The 15,726-nt window shown below is 74.2% G+C and carries 13 protein-coding genes; 8 read left to right on the top strand and 5 right to left on the bottom strand.

Going from position 1 to position 15,726, the window contains the following annotated elements:
- Positions 1-14: 14 nt before the first annotated feature.
- The 8 genes from ACS04_RS18960 to ACS04_RS18925 all read left to right on the top strand — a co-directional run bounded on the left by ACS04_RS18960 (position 15) and on the right by ACS04_RS18925 (position 8,866).
- Entirely contained in the window at positions 15-1,277 is a 1,263-nt protein-coding gene (locus tag ACS04_RS18960) for an MFS transporter (protein WP_053080825.1), read from the top strand.
- Positions 1,274-2,788, top strand: a complete 1,515-nt coding sequence (locus ACS04_RS18955; protein WP_053080824.1) for an ATP-binding protein — start codon at positions 1,274-1,276, stop codon at positions 2,786-2,788. Before ACS04_RS18960 ends, ACS04_RS18955 begins: the two co-directional genes overlap by 4 nt.
- A 17-nt stretch (positions 2,789-2,805) precedes the next feature.
- Positions 2,806-3,147, top strand: coding sequence for a nuclear transport factor 2 family protein (locus ACS04_RS18950; RefSeq protein ID WP_048477838.1), 342 nt, complete (start codon positions 2,806-2,808; stop codon positions 3,145-3,147).
- Between the two features lie 128 nt (positions 3,148-3,275).
- The gene (locus ACS04_RS18945) at positions 3,276-3,923 is read left to right on the top strand and encodes a TMEM175 family protein (RefSeq protein ID WP_048477837.1); all 648 of its coding nucleotides are present in this window, start codon (positions 3,276-3,278) and stop codon (positions 3,921-3,923) included.
- 71 nt (positions 3,924-3,994) lie between these two features.
- Positions 3,995-5,320 carry an IS701 family transposase gene (locus ACS04_RS18940; protein ID WP_078864972.1) on the top strand — a complete coding sequence of 442 codons (1,326 nt, stop codon included), beginning with the start codon at positions 3,995-3,997 and terminating at the stop codon, positions 5,318-5,320.
- A complete protein-coding gene (locus tag ACS04_RS18935) occupies positions 5,320-6,459 on the top strand; it encodes an XdhC family protein (protein WP_048477836.1) in 1,140 nt (379 codons plus the stop codon). Before ACS04_RS18940 ends, ACS04_RS18935 begins: the two co-directional genes overlap by 1 nt.
- 184 nt (positions 6,460-6,643) lie before the next feature.
- Complete coding sequence (locus tag ACS04_RS18930; RefSeq protein ID WP_209441727.1) at positions 6,644-8,086, top strand: GuaB1 family IMP dehydrogenase-related protein; 1,443 nt, start codon at positions 6,644-6,646, stop codon at positions 8,084-8,086.
- 189 nt (positions 8,087-8,275) lie between these two features.
- Entirely contained in the window at positions 8,276-8,866 is a 591-nt protein-coding gene (locus tag ACS04_RS18925; RefSeq protein ID WP_048477835.1) for a sigma-70 family RNA polymerase sigma factor, read from the top strand.
- Here ACS04_RS18925 and ACS04_RS40055 read toward each other — a convergent pair.
- The 5 genes from ACS04_RS40055 to ACS04_RS18900 all read right to left on the bottom strand — a co-directional run.
- Complete coding sequence (locus ACS04_RS40055; RefSeq protein WP_053080822.1) at positions 8,794-11,625, bottom strand: LuxR C-terminal-related transcriptional regulator; 2,832 nt, start codon at positions 11,623-11,625, stop codon at positions 8,794-8,796. The genes ACS04_RS18925 and ACS04_RS40055 overlap by 73 nt on opposite strands.
- Positions 11,626-11,671: 46 nt before the next feature.
- Entirely contained in the window at positions 11,672-12,907 is a 1,236-nt protein-coding gene (locus ACS04_RS18915) for a sensor histidine kinase (RefSeq protein WP_048477834.1), read from the bottom strand.
- On the bottom strand, positions 12,904-14,658 hold the full coding sequence (locus ACS04_RS18910; protein WP_048477833.1) for a sodium/solute symporter: 1,755 nt from the start codon (positions 14,656-14,658) through the stop codon (positions 12,904-12,906). Before ACS04_RS18910 ends, ACS04_RS18915 begins: the two co-directional genes overlap by 4 nt.
- A 115-nt stretch (positions 14,659-14,773) precedes the next feature.
- The gene (locus tag ACS04_RS18905; protein WP_048477902.1) at positions 14,774-15,049 is read right to left on the bottom strand and encodes a hypothetical protein; all 276 of its coding nucleotides are present in this window, start codon (positions 15,047-15,049) and stop codon (positions 14,774-14,776) included.
- 229 nt (positions 15,050-15,278) lie between these two features.
- The coding region (locus tag ACS04_RS18900) for a LytR/AlgR family response regulator transcription factor (protein ID WP_048477832.1) at positions 15,279-15,726 on the bottom strand (448 nt) is incomplete at its 5' end.

Raw genomic sequence — 15,726 nt, 5'->3', positions numbered from 1 at the left:
GGGGAGTTGACGCAGTGGCCGAATTGTCCAGGACGACCACGGGGGAACCGGCCGGTCCGGCCGCCGAGGCGGCCGCGACCCCCAGAGGCTCCGGCTTCTGGGTGGTTGGGGCGGTGCTCGTCCTGCTGATGCTCTCCTCGTCCGTACCCTCCGCCCTCTACGTGCTCTACCAGCAGAGATGGGGCCTGTCCTCCGGCATGATCACGGTGGTCTTCGCCCTGTACGCCGTGACCGTCCTGATCGGCCTCCTGCTCTTCGGATCCCTCTCGGACACCCTGGGCCGGCGCCCCGTGCTCGGCGGCGGCCTGGTCCTGGCGATCGTCTCCATGGGGCTGTTCGCCGGGGCACAGGGGCCGGGGCTGCTGCTCGCCGCCCGCGCCGTACAGGGGCTCGCGGTGGGACTGGCCACCGGGGCGATGGGCGCCGCCCTGCTCGAACTCGCCCCGCGCTCGCGGCCGGCGCTCGGCGCCCAGGTCAACAGCGCGGGGCCGACGGTGGGGATCGGGCTCGGCGGGATCGGGGCCGGGCTGCTCGTCCAGTACGCGCCCGCCCCGACCGTGCTCAGCTACCTGCTGCTGGTCGCCGCCTTCGCCGTGACGTTGGTGGGGGTGTTCAGGATGCGTGAGAGCGCTCCCGAGGCGCGCTCCGGCGGCCGGATGCGGATCAGCGCCCGCCGCATCCACGTACCGGCCGCCGTACGGGGCCGCTTCGCCGTCCTCGTCCTGACCATCGTCGCCGTCTGGTCGGTCGGCGGCTTCTACCTTTCGCTCGGGCCGCACCTGGCCCTTTCCCTGCTCGGGAGCTCCAACTACCTGGTCGGCGGGGCCACCGTGGCCCTGCTCGCGGGCGCGGCGACCGCGGCCCAGCTCCTGCTCGGCCGCGTCGAGCCCCTGCGGACGGCGGTCCTCGGCCTGTGCGGGCTGCTGGCCGGCCTGGGCCTGGTCCTGCTCGCGCTCGGACTGCGCTCGGCCCCCGTGTTCCTCGTGGGCACCGCCGTACTCGGCGGGGGCTGGGGCGCGGCGTTCCTCGGCTCCTTCCGGGCGCTGAGCACGCTCGCCGAGCCGGCGCACCGAGGCGAACTCACTGCCGCCGTCTACGTCTTCGCGTACCTGGCGATGAGCGTGCCGGCGGTCCTCGCCGGAATGCTCACCAACATCCACGGTCTGCACCGCACCTCGGTCGGCTTCATGGCCGCCGTCGCCGGGGTCTGCGCGCTGGCCCTGTTCGTCACGCTGCGGCTGGCCGCCCGCACCCGGGCCGAAGGGAGCACCCCATGAAGGCTGCCGACATGAGCACCGCGGAGCTGCGGTCGGCCCTGCTCGGGCTGGAGATCTTCGCCGGGCTCACCGAGGACCAGCTGGACTGGCTGGTCTCCGTCTCCGAGCCCCGGGTGCTCGCCGACGGGGAGGTCCTCTTCCGGGACGGCGAGGAGGCCGACGGCTTCCACGTGCTGCTCGCGGGCGGGCTCGTCGTCACGAAGGTGGTCGACGGCCGGGAGGAGGTGCTGACCCGGCACTCCACCGAGGAGGAGAGCGCCGCGGCGGAGGAGCACGACGGCAAACCCTCCGCCGCGCACCGCTTCACCGGCGAGCTGCCGCTGCTGACGGACGGGTCCTACGTGGCCACCGCCGCCGCGAGCGGCCCGGCGACCACGGTCGTGGCGTACCCGAAACCCGTGTTCTTCGAGATGCTGACCCGCTGCCACGGGGTGGCGGCCGTCCTGATCCCCGTACTGGCCTGGCGGATCAAGTCCTCCGAGGTGCAGGCCCGCAAGCGGGCCACCGTCGAGGCGCTCGGCACCCTGGCCGCAGGCCTCGCGCACGAGCTGAACAACCCCGCGGCCGCCGTGGCCCGGGCCGCGCAGGAGCTGGCGCCCGCCCTGGAGGGCCTCACCCGGACCGCCCAGGCCTGGGGCGCCGCCGCGACGGGTGCGGAGCGCTCCGTGTTCGACCGGCTGGCCGAGGAGCTCGACAAGCTGCCGCCGCCCACCACCACCGACCCGTTCGCCCAGGCGGACGCGGAGGAGGAGATCGCCGACTGGGCCGAGGAGGCGGGCACGGAGCGGCCCGGGCTGCTCGGCTCCGGGATCTCGGACCTCGGGCTGGAACTGGGCTGGCTGCTGGAGCGGCTGGAAGGGGTCTCGGAGCCGGCCCTGCCCGCCGCCCTCGACCACCTCGCGGCCCTGCTGGAGATCCGCTCGCTCGCCGCGGAGCTGCGCGCGGCCGGTCCCCGGATCTCGCAACTCGTCGCCGCCACCCGCGATTACGCCAATCTCGACCGGGCCCCCGAACAGCGCTTCGCGGTGGCCGACGGGATCGAGAACACGCTGGTCGTGCTGCGTGCCAAGCTGGCCGGCATCGCCATCGTGCGTGAGTACGAACCGGGCCTGCCCGAACTGACGGGCTATCCCAGCGAGCTGAACCAGGTGTGGACCAACCTGGTCGACAACGCGGCCGAGGCCATGGAGGGCGCCGGCACCCTCACCCTGAGGGTCCGGGCCGAAGGCGTCTGCCTGGTCGTGGAGATCGCCGACACCGGGCGGGGCATCCCCGAGGACTCCCTGCCGCGGATCTTCGAACCCTTCTACACGACGAAGGACGTGGGGAAGGGCACCGGCCTCGGCCTGCACCTCAGCTACCGCATCGTGACCCAGCGGCACCACGGCTCGATCACCGCCCGCTCACGTCCCGGCGAGACCCGGATGGTCGTCCGGCTGCCGCTCACCACGGCCGCCGCCTGCGCCGCACCACCCGACGAGCCCACCTCCGACAGCTCCACCACCCGTTGAAAGAGACTGGAGTCGACATGGCCAAGTACGACATCTCCAAGCTGCACCCGGTGTTCGTCCGCCAGATGGACGCCCTGGCCGCCCTGGACATCGAGGCGGTGATGAAGAACTACACCGACGACGCGGTGCTGTTGCGCTTCGAGGGCGCCTCGGTCGGCATCGAAGCGGTGCGCGAGACGTTCACGGGCTACCTGACGGTGAAGCCGACGCTGGTGGAGCTCCAGGAGTACATCGAGACCGACGACACGATCTTCTACCGCGCGATCATGAATCTGAACGGCGAACCGGAGCACGCGTTCGGGACACTCGTGGTCCGCGATGGCCGGATCTGGCGCCAGACCGCCGGTTTCGGCGGCTGACCAACGATATCTGGGTAGCGTGTGCGGGGAGGGCGAAGGCAGCGCCCTCCCCGTACGTACAAGCTCCTGCGGCGACCGGAACGGCGTCGGCCGGAACGCTTGCCCTGTGAAATGGCAAAGGGGAGGTCATGGAACGCGAAACCGGACGTGTCGAGGCTTTCAGTGACGGCGTATTCGCGATCGTCATCACGATTCTGGTCCTGGAATTAAAGGTTCCGGAGGAAAAGGGATCGGACTTCTGGCACGGGGTGGCGCAGCAGTGGCCGCACTATGCCGCATACGTGGTGAGTTTCCTCATCATCGGTGTGATGTGGGTGAATCACCACACCATCTTCAGCCACCTGAAGCGGGTCGACCGGCCGCTGTTGTTCCTGAATCTCCTGGTGCTGATGGTGGTGTCGGTGATTCCGTACACCACGACCGTGCTGGCCGAGCACCTCGTCGAAGAGGGCGGCTCCGCCAACGCCGCCGCGGTCCTCTACAGTTCGGTCACCGTCGCCTACGCGCTCGCGTTCCTGGCCTTCTGGTGGTACGTCACACGGGTCGGCCACCTCTTCCACGAGCGGGTGGACAGGGACGGCGCCCGGGCCACCCGGGTGCGCTTCGGCCTCGGCGCCGTGGCGTACCCCATGACCGTCCTCCTGTCCTTCTTCTCCGCTCCCCTCACTCTCGCCGCACACTTCCTGATCGCGCTCTACTATGCGGCGAACCAGATCCCCATCCCCCTCGTGGTAGAGGAAGAGCGGCTCGAATCTGTGAGCGACCTCAGGAAGTAGCCGCCGGGGCCTACGGCCGCTCAGTACGGTCAAGTAGGGTATTGGATCTAGTGGTCGCGGGGGAGGCCCAGATGGCTCGCGTAGTCCTGCCGGAGGAGTCCACGAAGGAAATCTCCGAATTGATTGACGTCCTGATCTCTCTTTTCTTCGAATCCTTACCCCGGCGGGACCAGCGAAACTGGGCCCGCGTTTATCTCAACGGCCTCGTGCGGACCAGCGGGAAGAAAACAATCCGTAACATCGCCGGAACGGGCGCGAGCTCCGTCGAGCAGAGCCTCCAGCAGTTCATCAGCAAGTCCCCCTGGGACTGGACCCCAGTGCGCCGCTCCCTCGCGCAGTACCTCGAACGCACCGCCCAGCGCCCGCTGGCCTGGGTGGTCCAGCCCATGGTCATCGAGAAGGCCGGCGACCGCTCCGTCGGGGTCGGCCGGCAGTTCGTCCCCCAGCTCGGCCGCACCGCCAACTGCCAGCAGGCCAGTGGCATCTGGCTCGCCTCCAGCGAGGCCAGCTTCCCCGTCGAATGGACCCTCACCCTCCCGGGGCCCTGGACGAACGAGCTGATGCGCCGCCGGCGGGCCGGCATCCCCGACACCGCCCGCTCGCTCACCCCCGCCCAGGACGCCGTACACGCCGTCCAGCGGATGGCCGCCACCTGGCAACTCCAGCGCCGCCCCGTGGTGATGGAGGTCGCCAACGGCGACATCCCGCAGAGCATCGAGTCCTTCGCCCTGCAGGACATCCCCTTCGTCTTCAAGGTCGACGGCTCACTGCCCGTCTCCTTCGGCGGCGCCGGCCGCCACAAGCCCGGACCCCACACCGCACCCGCCCGCGAACTCATCGACTCCCTGCGCTCACAGCGCCGCGTCGTGGAGTGGACCCGGCACGGCCGCGCCGAGGGAGCGGTGACCCTGCTGACCTCGGCCGCCATCCTCGCGACCCCCGGCGAGGACCGGCCCCTGCCGATGCCGCCGACCCCGCTGCTGCTCGTCGGCGCCTGGACCGAAGCCGCCCTGCTGCCCTCCGAGTTCTGGATCACCAACATCGGGGACCGGCCGCTGGCCCAGCTCTTCCTGCTCGCCAAGCTCACCGACCGGGTGTCCCTCGATTTCACCGAGACCTGCGAACCCGTGGGCATCCGCGACTTCGAGGGCCGCTCCTTCCGCGGCTGGCACCACCACGCCACCCTCGCGAGCGTCGCCCACGCGTCGAAACTGCTCGGCGCCAGGGGCCGGGTCCCCGAGGGCCACCCCGCCCCCGGGCGGCCCGTCGTCGGCGTGGTCCCGGCCGTCCGGCCGCGCACCGGAGCGCCCGCTCCCGTACCGCGGACCGGCCCTCCGGTGCTGCCGCCGCGGCCGCTGATCCCCGGCCAGAGCGCGAGACGCGAGTACATCCGCTGATGCTCGACATCGCCGAGGAGCTACGCGCGTGGTGTGCCGCGCACCGGGAATTCGCCCTGGCCACCGTGGTCGCCGTCACCGGGAGCGCGCCGCGCGGCCCGGGCGCCTCGCTCGCCGTCGACGCGGGCGGCACCGCGCTCGGCTCCATCTCCGGGGGCTGCGTGGAATCCGCCGTGCACGAGCTGTGCCTCGACGCCATCGCCTCGGGCGAAGGCGGCCTGCACCGCTTCGGGTACAGCGACGACGACGCCTTCGCCGTCGGCCTGACCTGCGGCGGGATCCTGGACGTGCTGGTCACGCCGGTGCGCGGGCAGGATCCGGTGCGGCCCGTCCTCGGCTCCGTGCTGGAAGCCGCCGCCGGCGGGGGCCGCGCCGCGCTGGCCCGGGTGGTCTCCGGCCCGCCGCCGCAGCTCGGCCGGGCCCTCGCCGTCCACCCGGACGGATCGTACGAGGGCTGCCTGGGCGGGGGGCCGGCCCTGGACCGGGCCGCCGCCGTGCACGTACGGGACCTGCTGCTGGCCGGGCGGACCGGGACCGCCGAACTCGGCACCGCGGGCGGGCTGTGCGGGCAGCCGCTGACGCTGCTGGTCGAATCGGCCGCCGAAGCGCCCCGGCTGATCATCTACGGGGCCATCGACTTCGCCTCCGCCCTCGCCCGGATCGGGTCCTTCCTGGGCCACCGGGTCACCGTCTGCGACGCCCGGCCCGTCTTCGCCACCCCCGCCCGCTTCCCCGACGCCGACGAGGTGGTCGTGGACTGGCCGCACCGCCATCTGGCCGCGGAACGGGAGGCCGGACGGGTGGACTCCCGTACGGCGGTCTGCGTCCTGACCCACGACGCCAAGTTCGACGTACCGCTGCTGGCCCTCGCCCTGCGCCTCCCGCTCGGCTACGTCGGCGCCATGGGATCGCGGCGCACCCATGCCGCACGCGAGCGGCGGCTGCGCGAGGAGGGGGTGCCGGCGGCCGCGCTCGCCCGCCTGCGCTCGCCCATCGGACTGGACCTCGGCGGCGCCACACCTGAAGAGACGGCCCTGTCGATCGCCGCCGAGTTCACGGCCGCCCGGTACGGAGGATCGATCCTGCCCCTGGCGCACCGGCCCGGTCCGGTGCACCGCGAGAGGACCAAAGTGCCGTAAGGGACCAAAGCCCCGCGGGGAGAGCCGAGGGTCCCGTAGGAACAGACCACGGGGCCCGGAATGTCCTGGACGATCGGCCCGGGCGGCATGAAGCGCGGGCCATGGGAGAATGAAGTACGTGCGTTTCCCCGGCCGCCCGTCGGGGCCGCAGCCGGATCCTTCGATCGACTGGGATGTTCAGCACGTGCGTTTCCTCAATGACCAGAAGCCGCCGTACGACCTGACGTACGACGATGTATTCATGGTGCCGAGCCGCTCCGCGGTCGGTTCCCGCCAGGGCGTCGACCTGTCCTCGCCCGACGGCACCGGCACCACCATCCCGCTCGTCGTGGCGAACATGACCGCCATCGCGGGCCGACGCATGGCCGAGACGGTCGCCCGCCGCGGCGGCATCGTGGTCATCCCGCAGGACATCCCGATCGAGGTCGTCACCGACGTCATCTCCTGGGTCAAGACCCGCCACCACGTGCTCGACACCCCGATCACCCTGGCGCCCACCCAGACCGTCGCCGACGCGCTCTCCCTGCTGCCCAAGCGGGCCCACGGCGCCGGTGTCGTGGTCGACGCCGACGGCCGCCCGGTCGGCGTCGTCACCGACCACGACCTGACCGGCGTGGACCGCTTCACCCAGCTCTCCGAGGTCATGTCGAAGGAGCTCCTGCTCATCGACGCCGACATCGACCCCCGCGAGGCCTTCAACAAGCTCGACGCCGGCCACCGCAAGCTGGCCCCGGCCGTCGACAAGGACGGCAGGCTCGTCGGCCTCCTGACCCGCAAGGGCGCGCTGCGCGCGACCCTCTACACCCCGGCCACCGACGCCGACGGCAAGCTGCGCGTCGCCGCGGCCGTCGGCATCAACGGCGACTTCGTGCAGAAGGCCAAGCAGCTGCTCGACGCGGGCGTGGACACGCTCGTCATCGACACGGCCCACGGGCACCAGGAGTCGATGATCAACGCGATCAAGGCCGTGCGCGCGCTCGACCCTCAGGTCCCGATCGTGGCCGGCAACATCGTGGCCGCCGAGGGCGTCAAGGACCTCATCGAGGCCGGCGCCGACATCATCAAGGTCGGCGTGGGCCCCGGCGCCATGTGCACCACCCGCATGATGACCGGCGTGGGCCGCCCGCAGTTCTCCGCGGTCCTGGAATGCGCGGCCGAGGCGAAGAAGCACGGCAAGCACGTGTGGGCCGACGGCGGCGTCCGCCACCCGCGCGACGTGGCGATGGCGCTGGCCGCCGGCGCCTCGAACGTCATGATCGGCTCCTGGTTCGCCGGCACGTACGAGTCCCCGGGCGACCTCCAGCAGGCCGCCGACGGGCGCTTCTACAAGGAATCGTTCGGCATGGCGTCGGCGCGCGCCGTGCAGAACCGCACCAGCGAGGAGTCCGCGTACGACCGCGCCCGCAAGGGCCTGTTCGAGGAGGGCATCTCCACCTCCCGAATGTTCCTGGACCCCTCCCGCCCCGGCGTCGAGGACCTGATCGACTCGATCATCGCGGGCGTCCGCTCCTCCTGCACCTACGCGGGCGCGGGCTCCCTCGCGGAGTTCGAGGAGAAGGCCGTGGTCGGCGTCCAGTCGGCGGCCGGCTACGCCGAGGGCAAGCCGCTGCACGCCAGCTGGAGCTAGTCCCCGCACTTCCCGGTGGCCCCGGGCCCGTCCCTCGCGGACGGGTCCGGGGCCACCGGCGTCGTGCGGGACCGTTCGGCGTGCCGTTCGACCGGTCGGCGCAGGTGGCGGGCGGATACGCCATGCGGCGGATAACTCCGGGCGCCGGCTCCGTCACGCTCAGGTCATCCGACCTGGAAGGGGCACCCCGTGACGACCACCACCCTCTGCCGCCGCACCGACGCCCACGCCCTCGCACGCCTGCACAGCGAGCACGGCAAGGCCCTCTACGGGTTCCTCCTCGGTCTCACCTTCGGCGACCGGCACCGCGCCGAGGACCTCCTCCAGGAGACCCTCTTCCGCGCGTGGAAACACCCCGAGGTGCTGGAGAGCGACCACGCCTCCATGCGGCCCTGGCTCTACACCGTCGGCCGGCGCCTCGCCATCGACGCCCGCCGGGCCCGCCAGGTGCGCCCCGCCGAGGTCGGGCCGGACGCCCTCGACATCCACGCGCCCTTCGCGCAGGACGGCACCGAGCAGGCCGTCACCGCCCTCGACGTCCGCGAGGCGCTGAAGACCCTCAGCCCGGAGCACCGCGCGGTTCTGGTGCAGATCTACTTCCGCGGTGCCTCGGTGTGCGAGGCCGCCCGTGCGCTCGGAGTCCCCGCCGGGACCGTCAAGTCCCGTACGTACTACGCCCTGCGGGCCCTGCGCGAGGCCATGCCCGGCTACGGCCCGGGCCCGGGCGCCGGCCCCGGCTCCGGCGCCGCCTCCGGGCCCGACCGCCGCGTCGCCGCCTGAGCCGCCACCGCCGCCCGCGAGCGGACCTGGAGCTTCGCCAGGATGTGCGAGACGTGCGTCTGGACCGTCCGGGCGGACAGGAACAGCGCGCTCGCGATCTCCGGATTCGAACGCCCCTGCGCGACGAGCAGGGCCACCTTCAGCTCCGCCGGAGTCAGCGCCTCCCACCCGTTCGCCACCCGCCGCCGCGCCGAGCGGCTGCCGCGCCGCACCCCCAGGCTCCGCAGCCGGGCGTCGGCCCGCACGACGTCCCACCGCGCGCCCAGGTCCTCGTACGCGGCCACCGCCTGCGCCAGCGCCGACCGGGCCGCCGCCAGATCGCCCTGCCAGGCCCGGGCCACCGCCAGGTCCTCCCACGCGTGACCCAGCACCAGCGGCCGGCCGCCGCGCCGCGCCCGCTCCAGCGCCCGCGCCAGCAGCTGCGGGTCCTGCGCGAACAGCCCCTCGCAGCGCAGCAGCGCCAGCGCCGGCCCCGGGTACTCGGCCAAGGCCGCCGCCGTGCGACCGCAGGCCGCCACCGCGGCCCGGGCCGTGGCCGTGTCCCCGCACTCCAGGGCAAGCCGGACGATCTCCGACAGGATCCAGGGGCGTTCGTACGCCCGGGCCTCCACCGGGCCGTCCGCCAGCGCCGGCAGCAGCTCGCGCACCGCGTCGGCCGGGCGGCCCGCCCGCTCCGCCAACAGGGCTCGGGCCAGCAGTACGTGCCCGCTGTAGCGGCGGGCCGCCGGGGCCTCGAACGCGGCCGGCGGGAGCCGGGCGAGCTCGGCCCGAGCCGCCTCACGCTCGTCCCGGTGGCCCCGTACGAGGGCCCGCAGCCCGTGCACCACCACCGGGAGCCAGCCGTCCGAGACGGGCAGTCCGTCCGCGCGGTCGACCCCGGCGAGCGCCGCGTCCCAGTCGCCGAGCCGGTAGTCGAACGCGGCCTGCAGGGCCTCCGTCACCACCAGCCGGCCCGTCGAACGGGTGGCCAGCGCCAGCTCCCGCGCCTCGCGCAGCGCCGCCGCGACCGGCTCGGGCTCGTCGAACCGCTCATGGCCCTCGGCCTGGTTGGCCAAGAGCAGCAGCCGCATGTCGTTGGCCTCGGGGCCGCGCCGGGCCCAGGCGATCCCCTCGGCGACGTGGCGCAGCGACTCCCGACCCCGGCCCAGGTGGAACAGGGCGAAGGACATCGCGTGATGGGCCTCCGCCCCGCACAGCGGATCGCCCAGCCGGGCCGCCTTCGCCACCACCGGTACGGCCAGGGCGCGGGCCTGGGCCGCGGAGCCCCGTTCGGCCAGGGCCAGCACCCGGCAGGCCTCCAGCCGCAGGCGCAGCGCGGGGGAGGGGACCGGCTCCGCCAGCGCGTCCTCGGTGACGGCCAGCGCCCTCCCCATGTCCCCCTGGATCATCAGCGCCGACACCAGCTTGAAGGCCAGCGCCGCGCGGGCCCCGGGATCCGCGGCCCGCTCGTGCAAGGTGGCCAGCAGCCCCGCCGACTCGGGGCGGCGCAGCATCAGGGCCGCGTCCGCGAGGCTCCCCTCCAGGGCCTCCCGGTCCGCGCGGTCGGCCTGCCCGACGGCCCGCTCCAGCAGTTCGGCGGCGGCTCCGGGCGCCGCCGCGATCAGGGAGGGCGCCGAGTCCGCCAGCCACTGCACGGCCCGCCGGTCCAGCGCCCCGCCCGCGAGGAGCTGTTCGGCCGTGCGGGCCGGATCGTGCCCGGCCCCGGCGAGGGCCGCGGCGGCTTCCTGGTGCAGGGCGGAGCGGGCGGCCCGGGGCAGTTCGGCGTACAGGGCCAGGCGCAGCGCGGGATGCCGGAAGCGCAGCTGCTCGCCGGTGTCCTCCAGCAGCCCGGCGAGCAGCGGCTCCTCCAGCTCGGCCAGCACCTCGCGCGCCGGCCGGGCCTGTACGAGGGCCAGCTCGCGGGGTGTGAAGGCCGGTCCGAGCAGGGCGGCATGGCGCAGGGTGGTGTAGGCGGAGCGGGAGAGGTAGCCGAGGCGCCGGGGGAGGGAAGCGGGCGGGTCGGGCAACTCCGTCTCGGATACGCGGAGTTCCGCCAGGGCGGCGCCGGTGGTCTCGATCAGGGGGGACCAGTGCGCGGCCAGCTCACGGAGCAGGGCGGGGTTGCCGCCCGCCTGCGCGGCGGCCCGGCGCAGGCGCGGGCCGGGAGGCGCGCCCAGCACACCGCCCAGCAGCTCGGCCGACTCCTCCCCGGTCAGCGGCTCCAGCCGGACCGTGCGGCCGCCCGGGGCCGCGCCCAGCCCGGCGCACACCTCGTCCACCTCGGGGCGCCGGGGCAGGGGTCTGCGGGTCGCCGCGAGGAGCAGCGGCAGCCGGTCGGCCAGCCGGCCCAGCCGCCGCCACAGCAGCAGACTGGCCGGATCCGCCCAGTGCAGATCGTCCAGCACCAGCAGCACGGGGCCCCGCGCACACCACTCGCCGACCCCGGACACCAGCAGGTCCGCGGCGGCGAGCCACGCCCCGCCGGGCTGTTGCGCGGCCCTGGCCTCGCGGAGCAGGGCGATCACGGCCGCCCGGCCGGCGCCCTCGGGGTGCAGGCAGTCCAGTGCGGCCCGCAGCGGCAGCTCCGCGGCGAACGGCTCGGCGGCGGCGCTGCGCACCCGCAGGCCCAGGGCGGCCGCCTCCGCCAGCGCCTCGTCCACGTACGCCGTCCGGCCGGCGCCGGGTTCGCCCTCCACGAGCAGGCGGCCGCCGCGGCCCCGCGCTCCGCCGCGCACCCAGTCCCGCAACCCGTCCCGCTGCCGTTCCCGCCCGACCCGCACGCGGCGAACCTCCAAGACTGTCCCCCCGGCTGCCGCCGGGCCGTGGTCAGTACCGGGGCGGCTGCTGTCCGGGCCATGAACTATGCACGCCCGCACGGTACTTGGGAATGCGCAAGGAGATCTTCATGCCCGCCCCGACGCCCGTCTCGATCACCGGGCCGTACGCGTCCCCGTACACCTGGCGGATCCGCTCGTCCACGTTCGTCAGCCCGATGCCGGACGAGGAGCCGCCGCCCTCGCCGGCCAGGATCCGGCGCAGCACGGCCGGATCCATGCCCACCCCGTTGTCCTCGATGGTGATCAGCGCCTCCGCGCCGGCGTCCCGCGCGGCGATCGTGATCAGGCATTCCTCGGTGGAGTCCTCCAGCCCGTGCTTGACGGCGTTCTCCACCAGCGGCTGGAGGCACAGGAACGGCAGCGCCACCGGCAGCACCTCGGGCGCCACCTGGAGGGTCACCTTCAGCCGGTCCCCGAACCGGGCGCCGGCCAGGGCCAGGTACTGCTCGATGGAGCGCAGCTCCTCGGCCAGGGTGGTGAACTCGCCGTGCCGGCGGAAGGAGTAGCGCGTGAAGTCGGCGAACTCCAGCAGCAGGTCCCGGGCCCGTTCCGGATCCGTGCGGACGAACGAGGCTATCGCGGCGAGGGAGTTGAAGATGAAGTGCGGGGAGATCTGCGCGCGCAGCGCCTTGATCTCCGCCTCCATCAGGCGGGTGCGCGAGCGGTCCAGCTCGGAGAGCTCCAGCTGTACGGAGACCCAGCGGGCCACCTCCGTGGCCGCCCGTACGAGCACCGCGGACTCCCGGGAACCGTAGGCCACGAGGGCGCCCAGCACCCCGTCCTCGCCGGTGAGCGGCGCGAACACCGCCCATTTCAGCGGGCAGTCGGGGCGGGTGCACTCGGTTCGCACGCTCATGCTGCGGCCGGAGTCCAGCATGACGGCGACCCGGGCCATCGCCCGCCGCTCGTGGTGGTCGGCGCCCGGCCCGTCCCAGGCCAGCACGGACCGCCGGTCGGTGAGGCACAGGGCCTCCGTGCCCAGCAGCGAGCGCAGCCGTCTGGCGGCCTTGCGGGCGGCGTCCTCGGTGAGCCCGGCGCGCAGCGGGGGAGCGGCCAGCGAGGCCGTGTGCAGGGTGTGGAAGGTGGCCCGCTCCACGGGGGTGCCCAGGTCCGGGCCGCCCGCCCGCCCGCCGCGCCGGGCGTGCCGGCGGCCGCCGGCCCAGCCCAGGCCCAGCAGCAGGGCCGCGCCGGCCACGGCCAGCACGGTGAGCAGTGCTCCGGTCATGGAGCACCGCCCGCGCGGGTGCCGGAACCGGAAGCGGAGCCGGCCCCCGTCACGCTCTCCGGCAGGTGCAGCCGGGCCAGCGTCGCCGCCGTGCCCGCCGGTATCCGCGACCGGGTCGCCAGCGAGACGAGCACCATCGTCAGGAAGCCCAGCGGCACCGACCACGCCGCCGGCCACGCCATCAGCGTGTGCATCCAGCCCGCCGGCGGCAGCCCCGCCCGGGTCGCCAGCACCGCGCCCAGCGCCGCCCCGCCCCCGATGACCAGCCCGGCCACCGCTCCCGGCGGGGTCAGCCCGCGCCACCAGATGCCCAGCACCAGAAGCGGGCAGAAGGACGAGGCCGACACCGCGAAGGCCAGCCCCACCGCGTCGGCCACCGGCACGTCCGACAGCAGCACGCTCCCGCCCAGCGGCACCAGCACCGCCACGAGCACCGCTATCCGGAACGTCCCGACCCCGCGCGTCGCCAGGACGTCCTGGTGCAGCACCCCGGCCACCGCCATGGTCAGCCCCGAAGCCGTCGACAGGAACGCGGCGAAGGCACCCCCGGCCACCAGCGCCCCCAGCAGATCCCCGAGTACCCCGCCCACCATCCGCTCCGGCAGCACCAGTACCGCCGCGTCCGCGTCCCCTGTCAGGGCGAGCTCGGGCGCGTAGGTCCGGCCCAGCAGCCCGTACACCGGCGGCAGCAGGTAGAAGCAGCCGAGCAGACCCAGCACCACCAGCGTGGTGCGCCGCGCGTCGCGGCCGTTCGGGCTCGTGTAGAAGCGCACGGCCACATGGGGCAGGCCCATCGTGCCGAGGAAGGTGGCCAGCACCAGCCCGTACGTCGCGTACAGGCCGAGCGCCGGGCGGTCCCCCTCCTTGGCCTGCGACCAGCGCGCGGTGTCGGGCCCGGAGGCGGCCCGGGTCCGTGGAACCGGGGTCTGCGGGGCGAACTCCAGCCGCGCCCCGGCCCGTACGGCGTGCTCCCCCGGCTCCAGCGTCAGAGGGGCGGCGGTGTACCCGCGGCCGTCGACCTGACCGGTGACCTTCAGCGCCAGCGGCGCGTCCAGCGAGAGCCGTACGTCCTCGGCCAGCGTGACGGCGGTGTGCTCGCGGAAGACGGCGGGGGCGTCGAAGGAGGCGCGCGGCGCCCCGTCCCCGGCCCACGCGGCGAGCAGGAAGAAGGCGGGCACCAGCAGGGCGGTGAGCTTGAGCCAGTACTGGAAGGCCTGCACGAAGGTGATGCTCCGCATCCCGCCGGCCGCGACGGCCGCGATCACCACGAACGCGACGACCACCCCGCCCACCCAGTGCGGGGCGCCGGTCAGGATCTCCAGGGTCAGCCCGGCGCCCTGGAGCTGCGGCAGCAGGTACAGCCAGCCCACCCCGACCACGAACAGCACCGAGACCCGGCGCACCGTCAGCGACTCCAGGCGGGCCTCGGCGAAGTCCGGCAGCGTGTACGCCCCCGAGCGCCGCAACGGGGCCGCCACCAGTGCCAGCAGGACCAGGTACCCCGCCGTGTAGCCGACCGGGTACCAGAGCATCTCGGGCCCTTGGAGCATCACCAGTCCGGCCACCCCGAGGAAGGAGGCCGCGGAGAGGTACTCCCCGCTGATCGCCGCCGCGTTGAGCCGGGGGCCCACCGTCCGCGAGGCGACGTAGAAGTCGGAGGTGGTCCGCGATATCCGCAGCCCCAGGGCCCCGACCAGCACCGTGACCAGGACGACGACGGTGACCGCGGTCAGCGCGTACGTCTGGTTCACGGCTCCGTCCTCATCGCCCGGGGGAGGGGGTACCGGAGTCTACGCACGCCCCCGGACCCGGCAACAGACGCGAACCGGGCCGATCGCCACCCCTCCCATCGGCCGAAAAGGCGCGTCAGAGCGCGGGATCGCGGTGTTCGGCGCAGTCGCGCAGCGCGATCTCCAGTTCCACGTACGAGTCCTCGGCGCGGCGGAAGGCCAGGGTCAGGGCCGCCTCGGCGCGGGGCGGGAGCTGCCGGCCGACGCCCTCGTTCGCCTCGTACAGGACCTCGGCCCAGCGGGCGGCCGCGCTGCGCAGGCTCGCGAGCAGCGACTCGGCCTCGGCGGGCCCGGCGGGCGGGGTCCGGGGCAGCGCGGTCAGCGCGTCGAGCAGCGCCTGGATCTCCGCCATGCGCACCACCCCCCGCTCGTTCCCGGCGGCTCCACCATAGGTCCGCGCCGGGTCGGCAGCGGGCGGACGGGGCCGCCCTGCGACCGACGGCAGCGTCGGGGCGCCGTACGTCACCTCCGGTGCGACGAACGGTTCCCGCGCGCGCCGGACGGTCGGCGGTCCGCCCGGCCGCCGGTCGGCCGAACGGCCCGCCGACCGGGCCGGCGGGTCGCGGGCGCGCCCCGGCGCGCTATCCGGTGGCCTGGCGCATCAGCAGATCGCGCAGCTGGCGGGCGTGGCGGCGGCTGACCTGGAGCTCGGCCGATCCGACGCGGACACTGGTGGTGCCGGCGTCCAGCCGGAGCTCGTCGATGCGGCCCAGCGCCACCAGGTGGCGGCGGTGGATGCGGACGAACCCGCGGGCGGCCCAGCGCTCCTCCAGCGTGGAGAGCGGGATGCGGACCAGGTGGCTGCCCTCGTCGGTGTGCAGCCGCGCGTAGTCGCCCTGGGCCTCGACGTACGCGATGTCGGCGATCGCCACGAACCGGGTGACGCCCCCCAGCTCGACCGCGATCTGCTCGGCGGTCCGGTCGGCGACGGTCACCTCGGGGGCGGGGCGGCGCTGCGCCGGTACGGAGGGATGGGCGGGCGCGGCCGGCCCGGACGGGGCGGCCGACCCGGGCGGGGCGCCGGTGACC

Origin of the sequence: Streptomyces roseus (assembly GCF_001044425.1) — a bacterium.
GTDB classification, from domain to species: Bacteria; Actinomycetota; Actinomycetes; order Streptomycetales; family Streptomycetaceae; genus Streptomyces; species Streptomyces roseus.
The sequence above is the reverse complement of the archived record's forward strand: the minus strand, read 5'-3'. Positions and strand labels throughout refer to the sequence as shown.